At 44.9% G+C, this 15,583-nt stretch carries 14 protein-coding genes; all 14 read right to left on the bottom strand.

Annotation, left to right across the window (positions count from 1 at the left end):
- Positions 1–647: 647 nt before the first annotated feature.
- The 14 genes from B2Z67_RS03680 to B2Z67_RS03615 all read right to left on the bottom strand — a co-directional run bounded on the left by B2Z67_RS03680 (position 648) and on the right by B2Z67_RS03615 (position 15,294).
- Positions 648–2,396: a beta-ketoacyl synthase N-terminal-like domain-containing protein gene (locus tag B2Z67_RS03680; RefSeq protein WP_291528466.1), complete on the bottom strand. Its 1,749-nt coding sequence runs from the start codon at positions 2,394–2,396 to the stop codon at positions 648–650.
- Positions 2,381–2,824, bottom strand: coding sequence for an acyl-CoA thioesterase (locus B2Z67_RS03675; RefSeq protein ID WP_291528465.1), 444 nt, complete (start codon positions 2,822–2,824; stop codon positions 2,381–2,383). Before B2Z67_RS03675 ends, B2Z67_RS03680 begins: the two co-directional genes overlap by 16 nt.
- The gene (locus B2Z67_RS03670; RefSeq protein WP_291528464.1) at positions 2,821–3,255 is read right to left on the bottom strand and encodes a hydroxymyristoyl-ACP dehydratase; all 435 of its coding nucleotides are present in this window, start codon (positions 3,253–3,255) and stop codon (positions 2,821–2,823) included. The genes B2Z67_RS03675 and B2Z67_RS03670 overlap by 4 nt, the downstream gene beginning before the upstream one ends.
- On the bottom strand, positions 3,252–4,337 hold the full coding sequence (locus B2Z67_RS03665) for a class I SAM-dependent methyltransferase (protein WP_291528463.1): 1,086 nt from the start codon (positions 4,335–4,337) through the stop codon (positions 3,252–3,254). The genes B2Z67_RS03670 and B2Z67_RS03665 overlap by 4 nt, the downstream gene beginning before the upstream one ends.
- A gap of 1 nt (position 4,338) precedes the next feature.
- Positions 4,339–5,235 (bottom strand): acyltransferase, encoded by an 897-nt coding sequence (locus B2Z67_RS03660; RefSeq protein WP_291528462.1) that lies wholly within the window; start codon positions 5,233–5,235, stop codon positions 4,339–4,341.
- Between the two features lie 4 nt (positions 5,236–5,239).
- Positions 5,240–5,497 (bottom strand): acyl carrier protein, encoded by a 258-nt coding sequence (locus B2Z67_RS03655; RefSeq protein ID WP_291528461.1) that lies wholly within the window; start codon positions 5,495–5,497, stop codon positions 5,240–5,242.
- A gap of 8 nt (positions 5,498–5,505) precedes the next feature.
- Positions 5,506–6,726: a beta-ketoacyl-[acyl-carrier-protein] synthase family protein gene (locus tag B2Z67_RS03650; RefSeq protein ID WP_291528460.1), complete on the bottom strand. Its 1,221-nt coding sequence runs from the start codon at positions 6,724–6,726 to the stop codon at positions 5,506–5,508.
- Positions 6,723–7,451, bottom strand: a complete 729-nt coding sequence (gene fabG, locus B2Z67_RS03645) for a 3-oxoacyl-ACP reductase FabG (RefSeq protein ID WP_291528459.1) — start codon at positions 7,449–7,451, stop codon at positions 6,723–6,725. The genes B2Z67_RS03650 and fabG overlap by 4 nt, the downstream gene beginning before the upstream one ends.
- On the bottom strand, positions 7,452–8,981 hold the full coding sequence (locus B2Z67_RS03640; protein WP_291528458.1) for an HAL/PAL/TAL family ammonia-lyase: 1,530 nt from the start codon (positions 8,979–8,981) through the stop codon (positions 7,452–7,454).
- Between the two features lie 94 nt (positions 8,982–9,075).
- Positions 9,076–11,331: a RelA/SpoT family protein gene (locus B2Z67_RS03635; RefSeq protein WP_291528469.1), complete on the bottom strand. Its 2,256-nt coding sequence runs from the start codon at positions 11,329–11,331 to the stop codon at positions 9,076–9,078.
- Between the two features lie 81 nt (positions 11,332–11,412).
- Entirely contained in the window at positions 11,413–12,717 is a 1,305-nt protein-coding gene (locus B2Z67_RS03630; protein WP_291528468.1) for a lytic transglycosylase domain-containing protein, read from the bottom strand.
- A gap of 44 nt (positions 12,718–12,761) precedes the next feature.
- Positions 12,762–13,622, bottom strand: coding sequence for a DUF5683 domain-containing protein (locus B2Z67_RS03625; protein ID WP_291528457.1), 861 nt, complete (start codon positions 13,620–13,622; stop codon positions 12,762–12,764).
- Positions 13,623–14,510 (bottom strand): ParB/RepB/Spo0J family partition protein, encoded by an 888-nt coding sequence (locus B2Z67_RS03620; RefSeq protein WP_414630776.1) that lies wholly within the window; start codon positions 14,508–14,510, stop codon positions 13,623–13,625.
- 19 nt (positions 14,511–14,529) lie between these two features.
- A complete protein-coding gene (locus tag B2Z67_RS03615; RefSeq protein ID WP_291528456.1) occupies positions 14,530–15,294 on the bottom strand; it encodes a ParA family protein in 765 nt (254 codons plus the stop codon).
- Positions 15,295–15,583: the final 289 nt, after the last annotated feature.

The following is a 15,583-nucleotide window of genomic DNA, read 5'->3' as shown; positions in this document are numbered from 1 at the left end:
TGCACTAAGCCGAATGCTTACGTAACGGGGGAGGGGCGTTTGCACCGCATATATGCTGTTCGAGCACGGGATATATGCGGTCCGAACACGGGATATATGCGGTCCGAACACGAGATATATCCCGTCCGAGCACCGCATATATCTCGTCCGCGAACCATATATATCCCGTCCGGGCACTGTGACTGCGTATTGCAAAGTGAACAAAATCACAGCAAGATAGGTGTCTTTCCTCCGGTTGCAGAACACTTGCATTACATTTACGGAACACTTGCATTTCATCAAAATCAGGGCGATACGCAGGGTGAGAGTAACTTCTACCCTCACGCCTACTCTCACTCCTACTCTCACCTGCTGAAACCCCGATGAATAAAAGGATACAAGAAAAAGAGTGAGGGCGTGAGGGTAAAGTGGAGAAACTCTGGGAATGCGCGCGTACACGTACATGCGCGTAATATAATAAAAGAATTCAAATTTCGCAAGTCTCTCCGTGAGATAACAGGGGAACTGCATCAAAATGAACATATAGAATGTACAGGAATAGAGATACTCTTGTTTATCATTTGCGCTAAATTCTCATTATTCATTTTGATGCGTTTGCCCTGCTGAGCTAATGGGATATCAGGCGAACAAAATCATGTGTGGGGGATTTACAGATTAAAACTTGCAAGTTCAATCAGTCTGAAATCAGCTTTGTATTCTCCCATTAGGAGTTCGCACCATCCTATAATGCAAGCTTTCAGTTTCCCTTTCTTCATAACAATCCGTGCGTATTCTTCCAGTTGGTTGGCATCGAATTCTTTTTCAATGAAAAAAGTATTTTCTCCTTGTATTTTGTAGCGGATACATATTTCACCGGCTACAACGTTAGGCAGGGTGTAGACAAATATTGCCGGACTGGCAGCATGGTCTCCCTCTTCGTTGATGATTGTCTGGTGCCGGATATCCGTATCTAATGAAGAGGCCGAATTAGCCAGTAATATTCCTATCTCTTCCGGTTGAAAACTCTTTCCTGCCAACAGATATTCGGTAGCTGTATATCCCAGTTTACAAAGGTCGTCCATTTTATAGAATTTCATGTCACTTTTCCCTGTATGTTTGTAGGCTTTTCGAATAAATGGTGCGAAGTCAGGGATAGATGATGAGAGAAGGAGTTCGCCATTAACTTGCAAATTGCCGTTTTCAATGGAAACGGTTGTTGTAGTATGGATTGTCGCAGTATGGATGTTCGCTGATTGTTGCTTTTGGGGAGATTGTTTTTGATATTCGGGGAGTGTCAATATAATGGCCGCATTGCATCCGCCGAATCCGGATGCTGTCTTTATGCAATGTTTCATCTGTTTTTCCTGATGTTTGGCATGTATCGTAATAGGCATGCTAACCCCCGGTTCTTCGTAACCTAATGTACCGAATAGTATTTTCTCCTTTAATTCGTGGATACAGATGATAGCTTCAATTACTCCTGATGCTCCTAACGTATGGCCGAAGTAGGATTTCAGGCTATTAACGGGAACAGTTCCCAGGTCGGCCAGATGAATTGCTTTAGATTCCATTTCGTCATTGTAAGCAGTGGCTGTTCCGTGCGCATTGATGAAGCTGATATCTTGGGCAGTAACTGTTGCTTCTTTCATGGCTTGGCGGATAGCAAAATAAAGTCCGTCTCCTGTGCGTGATGGCCCGGATATATGGTTGGCGTCATTACTGATAGCTCCTCCTGACAGTATGATATCCGTATCGCTTCCTTCCGAACTTAATAAAACAGCCCCGCAGGCTTCTCCTAAATTAAGACCATCCCGGCGTGCATCATAAGGCCGGCATATTCCGGAACTGACCGATTTGAAAGAGAGAAATCCACTGGTAATGAAATGAGAAAGGATATCCCCGCCTGCTACTATCACCTTTTTATATCTTCCGGATTCTATCCATCGTTTAGCTATTATCAAAGCAGATACTCCCGATATGCAGGCATTGGAGATTATCTCTACCCGGTTACTTGCGTAAAAGTATTCACCTATCCTTTTCCCCATTTCCCATAGAAAGACCCTGGAGTCCGGTTCTGTGGGATGGTCGCTTAATATATCAACATTACCTTTAGTGGTGGAAAGGATAAGGCCGCAATCTTTGTTTGCCAAACTGATTCCGGAATAGGAGAGTATCTTCTGGATTGTAAGTATGAATAATTGTTCCAATCGTGTATAAGAGCCTAAATTTCTTACAAGATCTGAAAGGCGGGGAGTAATTGTCGCAGCTAATATTGGTTCATCAGAAATAAGTCCGGCTTTATGCATAGAGATTCCGCTTCGGTATTCCCGGATAGCTTCCACATTCTCTTGGGTATTCAATCCTAAGGAACTGATTAGGGAGTCTGCCGTAATGTATACGGTTATTGGATTTTCCATTTCTTTTTCCATTCCTGATAAAAAGACGGGGTTGTCAGTTCCAACTCTCTGTTTTTGTTTAGGAAGACTTGAGTAGTGCTTCCGGTAGCAACTATATTATTGTCAGTAGCCCGGTAGAGTACATATTCGAATTTGATTTTAGCAGCATCGCAAGGGATATACCGTGTCTCAATAATGACTTCTTCATCGAACGACAATGCTTGTTTGAATTGGCAAGTTAATTCAACGATAGGCACCATATATCCTTCCCGGTAGATATCCATGTATCCTAATCCGTAGTGTTTTCCGAAAGATTCTCTTCCGTCCTCAAAGTAACGGACATACTCTCCATGCCATACTATTTGCATGGAATCCACTTCACTGAAACGTACCTTAATGGTGGTATTGTCAGTGAGTGCGGCTGTATGTAAATTCGTTTTCTGTTTCATCGTTTCTCTAAAAATATTTTCATCCGGCATTCTGCGACCATTCCTTCCTTGGTATTTACGCAGGCTGCTACCAGAGTTATGTCGAATACTTCCTGAATGACCGTAATCTCAGTTGACAATTCCTGCCCGATTTTCGGTAAACGGTGGATTGTCAGTTTGTCTACCGAACCGATAAATCCTAATGGCACCGGTTCATTTTTTTGCCGGTAGATATATCCTATTCGGGCCGCCGCCGACTGGGCGATATGTTCGATGATTCCGGCTTCCTGCAATTTACCTTCCTGGCAGAATATATTATCGGCGGTGATTGTAAGCCCAGAATGGGAACAATTGTTTTCAATGCCATAGAAAGCATCTACCATAACAATTGGGGAACGTTGCGGTATCAAGTTCTGAACTTCTTTGCCTTGTATGATAGGAGCCTTTTTCATTTCAGCTTACATTTTACGATACTATGTCCCAAGCCGAGATTATCATATATTGCTTCTATTTCCAACCCTGATTCGTCGATACATCGTGCCATATCATCCGAGTGGTACATTTTACTGTTACCATTAGCCAAAGCGGTGAAATAGAGACTGATTTGTGTCAGGCAATAGGCGGCAGTCTCAAACTTTTGCCGATCCCAGAATGTTTCCATGATATAAAGTCTTCCGCTTGCGGACATCGACCGTGCTGCACGAGACAAGATACTGATGATTTCCTTTTCGGAGAAGCAATCCAAGAATTGGCTCATCCAGATAGCGTCAAATCCTTCGGGAAAAGGAACATGCTTATCGAGCAGATTCACACCATATCCGTGAATTCGCTCACATCCGGGAGTATTTTCCGTTTTTAGCTTCATCATTTCCAATTGCTGAGGCAAGTCCATAATGGTTACGTTTACCTCCTTATTATATTGCACGCATCTCGCAGCCCATCTGCCGGTATTCCCTCCTACGTCGAGCAGCGTTCGGGGTGAGTGATTGAATACTATTTCGAGTGCCTGGTCGAAGGAGTTGTCCGAATAAAAATGGTCGAAACCAAACCAGCTTTTCTGTACTTGTTCAGGCAGGCAGGATAATCCCTCATAGATAGTAGGCCAGTTGCCCAGCTCCTTCAGACCTTCCGGGTGTCCGTGAATCAATGCTTCCTCTAAATGGAACATTCCCTGATAGTTAACATCTTGGTTGAAGCTCATATTCACCTGTACCATTTCATCATTTAGCAAGAACCATCCGGTTTTTGCCAGTAAGTACTGATTGTCTTTTATCAACACGGTGCCGATAGTGAGTGAGGCTTCCAATAAAACTTGCGTAGCATACCGTGATAGTCCGGTAGCTTGGCTAAGTTGTTCCAACGACATGCCTCCACGGTTATCAGAAAGCAAGCGGAAGATACCGAATTTCAACATTAGGCGTGATACTTGGAATACGATGGGGCCAAAAGCTATTTCTTGTGCTAACCGCTGTGCCTGTACAGCCGTAAACCGCTCTTTGGTATATTTCTTTTGTAGAGAAGGGAATAGTTTCATTTTATTGGTTTTTATGTTCGGGTAACTTCCAGAAAGGATAGTAATTGAACCATTGTTCGGGGTATTGATTGAGTGTTTTTTCCAAGGCATTTACGTACTGATCCAACAATAATTGTTCGGCTCTTTTTTCTTTTGAGCCGATTACTTTTTCTGCCGGTATAAAGTGGAAACGATAGGTTTGTTTGACTTCTCTCATGGCAAAATAGAATACAACCGGTACTTTCATGCGGGTTGCCAACAAGAAAGGGCCAATAGGGAAAGAGGCTTCCTGACCCATAAATGTACAGGTTAACAGCTTATCGGCATTCAGATAACGGTCTCCCTGGAAGCATACATATTCTTTGTTATTCAGTGCTTCCGTTATTTGGAATATATGCGCCAGATTATCCTCGTTGACTGTTATTATTTTGTATGGCTGCTTCTGCCCGTTCTTTTTTAAAATGTCTTTAATCTTTTGAAATTCGGCGTCGTACATCACCACGTTCATTCTCTTGCTGTAATCATTGAAAAAGGGAGTTCCTATTTCCCAATTTCCAATGTGTGCGCCAATCATGACTACTCCCTGGCCGCTATCTAATATTCCCAGAAATTCCTGATAGTGATTAAATTGGAAATGATACTTGTTGATCATTCCATTCCCAATGGCTACCTTGTCAATGAGTATCTGTCCCAAGCGGTAATAGTTCATCAGTAAAAGGTGTATCGAATCTCTATGATTCCGTTTTAATATACGGCGGGAATATTGCCAGATACTTTTAGTTGCTTTAGGAGCAAACGGTATAAAATAAAGTACGATTAGAGTGAGGAAACCATAGGCGGCCTTAATCCCCAGATACCTGATCATATAAATGAAAAACAGGTACCCGGATACACCACCACGGGTTTTGCCTTTCCACATCTTATTATTCGTTTTTATTGTCAGCCATACGGGTGATGACAAGATTGTAGAAGTCCTGGAATGTTTTAATGCCGACAAAATCCTGTCCGGTAACATTAAAACCAAAGTTCTTCTCAATCAATACTACCATATCTACTAAGTCCAGACTGTCTAACTCAAGGGTTTGCATGAGCGGAGCGTCAGGTTGAATAAGATCGATATCTACTTCAAATTCCTCGGATAAGGTCTCCCTTATCTTTTCAATGATTTCTTCGTGGGTCATACTTTATATTACTTTATTTTCTTTATAATTAATGTGGAGTTTGTTCCACCGAACCCAAAAGAGTTCGACAGGAATGCGTCAAATTCGGTGTCTATCCGGCGGGCAGGGATGTTGAGCAAGGCAGACGCTTCGTCCGGTTCTTCAAAATTCAAGTTGGGAGCAATGAAATTACTCCGCATCATCAGGGTGGAATAGATAATTTCACTGGCACCCGCCATCCACATTTCATGGCCGGTCATTGACTTGGTGGAGGTCACGTATGGATGATGCCCTTCGAATACCTCTGCAATGGCTTTTGCTTCATTGAGGTCTCCCACCGGAGTAGAGGTGGCATGTGCATTGATGTATCTTATTTCATCCAATCCGATTCCTGCATCCCGGATGGCCATTTGCAACGAACGTTTCGGGCCGTCGATATTCGGGACGGATATATGTTCTCCGTTTGAAGAGAAGCCATAACCGATGACTTCCGCCAATATGGTAGCGCCTCGTTTCACAGCCAATTCGTAGCTTTCCAGAACCAAGCTGGCGCCTCCACCGCTGGGTACGAGTCCGTCTCTATTTTTATCAAATGGCCTGGATGCTTTCCAAGGTTCGGATTCCCGCGTGGAGAAAGCGCTCAAACCATCGAAACTGCCTACGGAGAAGGGGTTCACCTCTTGTGCGCCTCCGCACAGGATACAATCCTGCAATCCTGATTTGATGAGCAAATATCCCATTCCTATGGCATGGGAACCGCTTGCGCAGGCGCCGGAGATGGTAAAGTTCACCCCTCTGAGCTTGAATATGACTGACAAGTTCATGGACACGGTAGAATTCATAGACTGAAAAATGGAACCTGAACCAACCAAAACGGTATTCTTTTTTTCGCGGATGATATCTACGGCATTGATAACCGGTGCGGTACTACTATCATTTCCAAAAAGTACTCCGACTTCATTTTCTTCCAGGAAAGCCTCGTCAATACCTGCATTCCGGAATGCTTCTATGGTTGCCATATAGGCGTATTCTCCTTGCTCGGGCAAGCAAAGGCGTTTCCGTCTGTCTAATAATTTTTTGAGTTCAGGACGTTCCAACAAACCGGTTAGTGAGGATAAATATCCCAGTTCCTTCCGTACGGGGTCAATACCGATTCCTGATTTCCCGTTATATAATGAGTTTGTTACTTCGTCTAAATTCTTACCGATGCACGAGTAGATTCCCATACCTGTAATGACAACTCTTCTCATGTGTACAGTCCTCCGTTGATTGAAATTACTTCGCCTGTTATATAAGAAGCCTGTGGAGATACCAGGAAGCCTACGAGGTCAGCCACTTCTTCGGGTTCGCCGAAGCGTCCTGCGGGAATATGCTTTTTCCATTCGTCTTCGTTGATGTCACCAGTCATTTCCGTACGGATAAATCCGGGTGCTACGGCATTGACTGTGACATGCTTCTTGGCAACTTCCTGTGCCAATGCCTTGGTTGCAGCAATTATTCCGCCTTTGGCAGCAGAGTAATTGGTTTGTCCGGGCATACCTTTGATGCCCGACAAAGAAACGATATTAACAATACGTCCGAAACGTTTCACCAGCATATTCTTAAGTAGCGCTTGGGTTACGTGGAAGAAACCGTTCAGACCGGTGTTTAATACATCGCTCCATTCTTCTTTGGTCATCCAGAGAAGAAGGTTGTCTTTACGGATACCGGCATTATTAATCAGTACCTCAATGTAGGCGTCCGGATGCAAGGCGCTCCAAGTATTTAATGCTTCAGTCACTGCGATTGGGTTGGCAACGTCAAATTTCAATAGTTCTCCGTCTCCACTTTTTTCACGAACCAGTTGCAGGGTTTTTGCTGCTTCTTTATCATTACTTTGGTAGTTTATCAGCACTGTGTATCCCATTTCTGCGAGTTTTATGCTGACAGTCCGTCCTATGCCCCGGCTTCCGCCTGTAATTAATGCGTATTTCATTTATAATTTGAACTTCTTATTTTTCAGGTACTTAATCATTGTTTCTATTTCTTTGTATTTGGGAGTATCTTTGATAAATACAGGAAAAAAGTCCCGTATCTCATTATATACTCGATGCGATTCCGTACTTAAATTATTCTGTATTTTTAAATAGTCCACCGCTTGCGCGAGACTCATAAACAAGATGCTCATAACTTGGTAAGAGTTCTCGATGACGGTTTTCGCTATTAATGCGGAGTTAGTGCCCATGCTTACAATATCCTGATTGTCATTGTTGTTTGGGATACTGTGTACATACATCGGGTTGGACAATGTCTGGCATTCGGCTGTGGTAGAGGTTGCCGTAAACTGTGAGGCTTGCAACCCGTAATTTAACCCCAATACCCCCAGATTTACAAAAGGAGGAAGAATTCCGTTGATGCGGTCATGGAACAAATAGTTCAGTTGGCGTTCGCTAAGCATGGTGAGCTTGGTAATGGCAATCTTCAGTTTGTCCATTTCAAAAGAAACATAGTCTCCGTGGAAGTTTCCGCCATGATAGACGTTTTGTGTTTCCGGGTCTACAATAGGATTGTCGCAAACCGAGTTGATTTCATTGATGAGTACTTCTTCCGTATTCATTAAGGTGTCATAAATAGGACCTAATATTTGTGGAGTACATCTCAATGAATAGTAAGGCTGTACTTTATGCTCAAAAATCTTCTCTTCATGCTTCCGGTCGTACAATTCGTTTTCTCTTTGGCGCATACAATTGCTGTCTGCCATCCAAATTCTCATGGCCTCGGCTATTTTCTTTTGTCCGTTGTGATGTTTGGCATTGTTTAGTGGCTGGGAGGTAAAATCATCGTAGGATGCGGCAATCTCATTCATCATGACTGAAGCGCATATCGACCAATTGAGCAGTTGGCGGGCGTAAATCAGATTGACAATGCCGATACCAGTCATAACAGAAGTGCCGTTTGTAACGGAAAGCCCTTCGCGCAGATGTATGGAGAAAGGTTTGAGATGATTTTTCAGAAGTACCTGCGCAGCAGGTTGCAGTTGCTCCTGATAGAAAACTTCTCCTTCTCCAATCAGTGTCAATGCTATATGGGCCAGTTGTACTAAATCGCCACTGGCGCCTACGCTGCCATGTTCCGGTATATATGGAGATATATTTAGGTTGATAAAGTTTTCCAGTAACTTTACCAATTCTATATGTACACCTGATTTTGCTTGAAGAAATGTGTATAACCGGGCAATCATTGCTGCCTTTGCGTAGAGTGGAGGTAATGGTTTGCCCGCTCCTGTAGAGTGGCTCCTGATGATGTTATATTGTAGTTCTATTAATGATTCGTCTTCGATTCTATACTGCGCCATAGGTCCGAATCCGGTGTTTATTCCGTAAATAACCTTATCACTCGAAAAGCTTTTCAAGAAGTTGAAACTCTTATCTACCTCTTGAATACATTCATCTGAAATAATTATTTTTTCGTTATTAAACAATATCTTCTGGAGAGTCTCCAAATTTATATATTTGCCAATAATCATAGTGTAGCTTATTGATAATAAAGTAGCCCGTTGATATTCGGTGCAAAAGTAGTTATTTTATATTGTATATAGATGAATATACCTGTTAAAACCTTTATCCTTCCGCACGGGTCACTTGCTTGATATTATGAATTTGTTTCAGGTTATTGCAAATAGTTTTCACATCATCTGCGTCATGTACATACAGTTGGATGTTTCCTTCGAAGATACCGTCTGTTGTTTCAATGGACAGTTTGCGGATGTTTACGTTCAACTGGCGGGAGAGGACTTGTGTTACTTCATTCAATAATCCCACTGCATCTATACCTTTTATATAAATGTTTGCAAGGAAAGATAGTTCCTTGTGGGTATCCCATTCCGTAGCAAGAATACGGTTGCCGTAACTGCTCTTCAAACGGGCGGCAACGGGGCATTGGCGTTTATGAATGATTATCCGGTCGTTTTCATCAATGTAACCCAGTACGTCGTCACCCGGGATGGGATGGCAACATTCTGCCATGATATAGTTCTTCTGGATGTTTTCTTCCGTCAGTTTCAGGATTTTCTTCGTGTTGATTTTCTCTTTCTCTTGCGGTGTTTTTTCTTCGACTGTTTCTTTATTCTCTTTATTGTTACCAAACGAGAATGTGAGGAGTTTCTTCCAGTTGGTACCTTGTTTTTCTTTCAGCGCATTCTTGTCCATGTCGCCCAGAACGATTTTACTGCATCCGATTGCGGCGAGTAGTTCGTCCCGGTTCTTCATGTTGTGCGCTTTAACGAGTTTCTCTACCAGCACGTCGTCCGGTCTCAGTTCTTCTTTTTTTAAGAAATCGCTCAGCAGAAGTTCACCTTTTTTCTGGTAGGCTCTTTGTTCCTTACGGAGAATTGCCGCTATTTTGCTACGGGCGCGGGCGGTGGTGGCAAATGTTTCCCATTCCGGCCGTACGCGTTGTGACTTGGAGGTGAGAATTTCCACTTGGTCGCCGCTCTGTAGCTTATGGCTCAGAGGTACGAGTTTGTGGTTTACTTGGGCGCCGATGCAATGGCTACCGATATCGGTATGCAGGGAGAAAGCAAAATCCAATGCCGTGGAGTTCTGCGGCATCGTTTTGATTTCACCTTTTGGGGTAAATACAAAGATTTCAGATGCGAAGAGGTTTAGCTTGATTGTATCGAGGAAGTCGATAGCATCCGGTTGCGGGTCGTCGAGTATTTCTTTGATGGTACTCAGCCATTTTTCGAGTTCTCCTTCGTCTTCGCCGCCGCCGTCTTTGTACTTCCAGTGCGCGGCAAAACCTTGCTCGGCTACGTCGTTCATGCGCTCACTGCGGATTTGCACTTCAATCCACTGTCCGTTGTTGCTCATAAGAGTGACGTGCAGGGCTTGGTATCCGTTTGCTTTGGGGTGGTTTACCCAGTCGCGCAGGCGGTCGGGGTGCGGTTTATATATTTTGGAGATGGCTACATAGATGCTGAAGCAGTCATCTAACTCTTCGTCGGGATTGCGTGGCTCGAAGATGATACGTACAGCAAGCAGGTCGTAGATTTCTTCGAACGGCACGTGCTTGGTTTGCATCTTGTTCCAGATGGAGTAGATGGATTTAATGCGGCCGATAATATTGCACTTCAATCCCATTTTATTTAATTGCGCACGTATGGGGTCGGTGAAATCCTGGAATACTTTGTCACGTTCGGTAGCCGTAGCTATTAGTTTTTCTTCAATTTCGTGATATTCTTCAGGATGTTCGTATTTGAAGCTCAGGTTCTCCAGTTCTGTCTTAATCTGATTCAGACCCAGACGATTGGCGAGGGGTGCATATATATAAAGGGTTTCGCCGGCAATTTTGAATTGTTTGTTGGGTAACATTGAGCCAAGCGTACGCATGTTGTGCAGGCGGTCGGCTATCTTAATAAGAATCACGCGGATATCGTCGGACATTGTCAGCAGCAGTTTCTTGAAGTTTTCTGCTTGCGCCGAAGCGCGGTCGCCGAATATACCGCCGGAAATCTTGGTCAGTCCGTCTACAATCTGGGCGATTTTCGGGCCGAATATGTTTTCGATATCTTCTATCGTATAGTCTGTGTCCTCTACTACATCGTGCAGCAGGGCGGAACAGATGGAAGTAGAGCCTAAGCCTATTTCTTTGCATACAATTCGAGCCACAGCAATGGGGTGCATAATGTATGGTTCGCCTGAACGGCGTCTGATACCCTTATGCGCCTGATTGGCAAAGTTAAATGCCTTTGTGATAATTTCAGTACGTTTACGGTGCTTGGTTGCCAGATATTCGTTCAACAGTTCTTGGAATGCCTGTTCAATCATTTCCTCTTCAACCTTTTCCTTGTCTTTTTGACCTACATTCTCTTCCATGCGCTGATTCTCCTTTTTCACTCGTTTTATCACTTGTTACAAAAGTAAGCAAATTCCAACACTGTACAAACGTTTATGTTTTTATTTGTATATCTTCAGTTGCTTTCCTGCCGAAATCTTAGTGTTTCGCATGCCATTCCAGTTTTGAAGCTGCTTGACTGTGACGCCGTAGCGCTGTGCGATACCGCCCAGTGTTTCGCCGCTGCGTATCCTGTGGTATGTCAGGTTTCCGCTGCCGGCTGTGGCGCGCTTTGTTGTTTTGGTTTCGGTAACGGCTACTGTCTTGCGATTTTTGAATAGCTCGTCGAAGCGATGCACATAAATAGTATCCTGATTGTCTATGAATGCGCCGATGCTGCTTACCGGAAGGCGCAGTGTCTGTGGCTTCGTATCACCGGGAATTATGTCTTTTTTGAATTGGGGGTTGAGGCTTTTTATTTCTTCAAGGCTGATGCCGCAGATGTCGGCCAACTGTTTGAAGTGCAGGTTCCTGGAAACCTGTACGGTGTCCGTCGCAGTGGGAAGACTGGTTTCCATTGGGCAGATGTTGTGCTTGCAATAGTATGTCATCACATAGGTGGCGGCGATGAAAGCGGGTACGTATCCACGGGTTTCTTTGGGAAGGTAGTTATAGATTTCCCAGTAATCGGTCTTGCCGTCGGCGCGGCGTATGGCTTTGTTGACAGTGCCCGGGCCGCAGTTGTATGCGGCGATTACCAGATTCCAGTCCTGATACCTGTCGTACAGGTCTTTCAGGTAGCGCGCGGCAGCCCAAGTGGCTTTTATAGGGTCATAGCGTTCGTCAACGAGGCTGTTACTTTCCAATCCGTACATCTTTCCTGTGTTCAGCATAAACTGCCACAGGCCGGAGGCGCCCACGCGCGATCTGGCAGAAGGCTTGAGGGCGGATTCTATGATAGGCAGATATTTAAGCTCGAGCGGTAGTCCGTAGGCATCGAGAGCTTCTTCAAAGATAGGCATGTAGAAGTTGCAGGCGCCCAGCATGAATGATACCTGGCTGCGTTGACGTTCTGTGTACCTGTCGATGAATTTGCGTACAATATCATTGTATGGCATTTCCATTATGGCGGGAATGCGGCTGAGGCGATCGATGTAGACCGAGTCACTGAAAAACGGGTTTTCTGTAGAAGTGTAGCAGTCTTTGTTGGGGTTGATATAACTCTTTGCTTGCCAGTCGCTGAACAGGCTGTCCAGCGGATAGGTCATGCTTTGGGGTAGTTCGATGCTTTCTTGCCGCTCTGTTCCGTTCTCGTGGATAAGTACGTCTACACTTTCCTGCGCTTGCGTCCAGGTGGAGAAAAGCGGCAGGCAGAACAGAAATGGAGTAACGATTAACTTCTTCATATTAATGAGTTTATTCTTTATGCGTGGTTATTATTAAGTATAGCCATATTGATTAGCTATATTGATTAAAACCGGAGGCTGCATTGCAAGCCGACGGACTTTCCGGAGATACTGCTGCTCTGGTTGTAGTATTGGCTGTTGATTATAGCCGGTTCTACTCTCATGCTAAGGTCGGGCGTGATATCGAAATTGGATAGTTCGGCATCTACGTAGGCGTCGACTACTGAAATAAGGTAGACCCCTATAAAGGCGAAGATACTCATGTCCCGGTACCGGCGGTATGTATCTTTGCGTCTCCGGAGGATGTCCGTTATTTGCGAGTAGCGGGAGGGTTGAACGTATCCGGGTGGCAACAAGTCGGTGATGCTGGTGGATTCCCACCTGTTTTGGGCGGCGTCCTTGTATGCTTGCGAGTAGTCTTTGTACATCTTACCGTTCCATGTAAGGGCATAGGCGCAACCGGCAAAGCCACCATATACAATAGGTAGTTTCCAGAATTTCTTGTTGTATATTTGCCCTCCACCGGGGATAATCAGGGCTAACCATGTTGCCTTGACGGGGTTGGGAATGAATACTTTCTTATTAATGACTTCGTGCAGGCTGTCCGCCGGTGCAACGGACGGTGTTTGCGGAGTTGTCATTTCCTGCATACGTTTTCTGTTTTCGGCGGCGATGCTGTCCGCTACGGCAATGCTTTTCGCTGCGTCGATGCTGTCCGGAGCGGTGACGCTCTCTGTTGCGGGATGCTGCGAGGCGGGGGTGGCGGAATGTAGGTTAAGACTGTCGGTTTGTTCCCGTTGCGTCCGCTGTGTCCGTTTGGCGGCGGCGCGCGGGCGGTCTTGCCCATACATGGCAATCCCTGCCGTCTGCACAAGGCAAAGCAGCAGGGCGATGTTCCATTGATATATTCTTCTTCTTTTCGTCATTTATTTCTTTAGCGTATCGAGTATGCCGATAATGCGTTCCAAGTCTTCTTCATTATTGAACGGGATACTGATTTTTCCTTTTCCTTTCTCCGAACAGGTCAACTGCACTTTGGTGTTGAAGAAGCCCGATAGCTGTTGTTTGAGCATGTTGAATTCTTCGGGCAGTTTAGCTTGTTTGGGGGCGATTTTGTGTCCGCCGCTTTTCACGGTTTCACCTTCGCTCAGTGATTTGGCGATTTCTTCTACCTTGCGCACGGAGTATCCGTGTTCGATGATTTCTTCGTAAACCTTGACCTGTATCTTTGGGTCGCCCAATGTTACGAGCGCGCGGGCGTGTCCCATGTCTATTTGTTTGTTCTGGAGCGCCATCTGTATGGGGGCGGGCAGCTTGAGCAGGCGCAGGTAGTTGGCGATGGTGGTGCGTTTTTTGCCTACGCGTTCGCTGAGCCGTTCCTGGGTCAGTCCGTATTGCTCCAGCAGGTGCTGGTAGGCGAGGGCTATTTCCACGGAGTTCAGGTCTTCGCGCTGGATGTTTTCGATGAGCGCCATTTCCATCACGTTTTCATCGTCGGCAGTGCGGATGTAAGCGGGTATGCTGGTTAGTCCTGCCATCTGCGAAGCGCGGAAGCGACGTTCTCCGGCAATGATTTGGTATTCATCGTCCGAGAGTTTGCGCAGGGTGATGGGCTGGATGATGCCTATTTCGGAGATTGAGTCGGCAAGTTCCCGAAGGGCTGTGGCGTCAAACTCCCGGCGTGGCTGGTTGGGGTTGACGGAAATCCTTGCGAGTTCTATTTCGTTGATGGAAGAAGAGCCTTCGGTCTGCACTTCGTCCATTGAGAGCAGAGCGTCCAGTCCACGTCCTAATGCTTTTCTTTTTTGTACCATGATGGTTCTTCTTTATTGGTTAATTGTTGCGGCTGATCAGTTCTTGGGCGAGCGTTATATGGTTTTTGGCGCCTGCTGATTCTGCATCGTAGAGAATGGTGGGCAAGCCGTAACTGGGGGCTTCGCTGAGTTTGACGTTGCGCTGTATGACGGTGTTGAACACTAATTCGCGGAAGTGGTGCTTTACTTCGTCGTAAATCTGGTTGGCCTGGCGCAGGCGTGAGTCGTACATTGTGAGCAGGAAGCCTTCGATTTCGAGTGCCGGGTTGAGTTTGGATTTGATGATTTTGATTGTATTCAGCAGTTTGCTGATGCCTTCCAGCGCGAAGTATTCTGCTTGTACGGGGATAATTACGGAGTCGGCTGCCGTGAGTGCGTTGATGGTGATTAGTCCCAGCGAGGGCGAACAGTCTATCAGGATGTAATCGAAATCTTCTTTTACCGGGGCGAGTACTTCTTTGAGTATCTTTTCGCGGTTCTTGAGGTTGAGCATTTCTATCTCGGCGCCTACCAGATTGATGTGGGAGGATATCACTTTCAGTGTATCAATCTCCGTGTCGTGAATGGCTTCGCGAACATTGACGCGGTCAATAATGCATTCGTAAATAGTACATTTCGCTTGCTTGATGTCGATTCCCAGACCGGAGGAGGCGTTTGCCTGCGGGTCAGCATCCACAACGAGCACTTTTTTTTCCAATGTGGCAAGCGAGGCGGCAAGATTTATTGTAGTTGTTGTTTTGCCTACACCACCTTTTTGGTTTGCCATAGCAATAATTTTTCCCATATTTATAATGTTTATTGGCAGCGAAATAAGCGATAATTCCAAATAGCGCCTACTAAAAGAGAGAAAGATTGCAATATCTGTTGATAAGTCACCGTTTTTGTTAATAACTCACGGCTTCTCTGTTTCATTTGGGCTGATTTAGAGCTTTCTTGTTCTATACCGGCTTGTTTTGGCGCTTTTCATTCTCTATTTTAGATTGCAAATATACATATTTATATTTAGAAACTGTTTTGATTTTCCTTTTTAAGGTTTTTATCAGATTCTTTTGAGTTTGTTTTCGGTCTGTTTT

The organism is Bacteroides sp. UBA939 (assembly GCF_002293435.1).
Taxonomy (GTDB): domain Bacteria; phylum Bacteroidota; class Bacteroidia; order Bacteroidales; family Bacteroidaceae; genus Bacteroides.
Note: the sequence above shows the minus strand (reverse complement) of the source record. Positions and strands in the feature narration are given on the sequence as shown.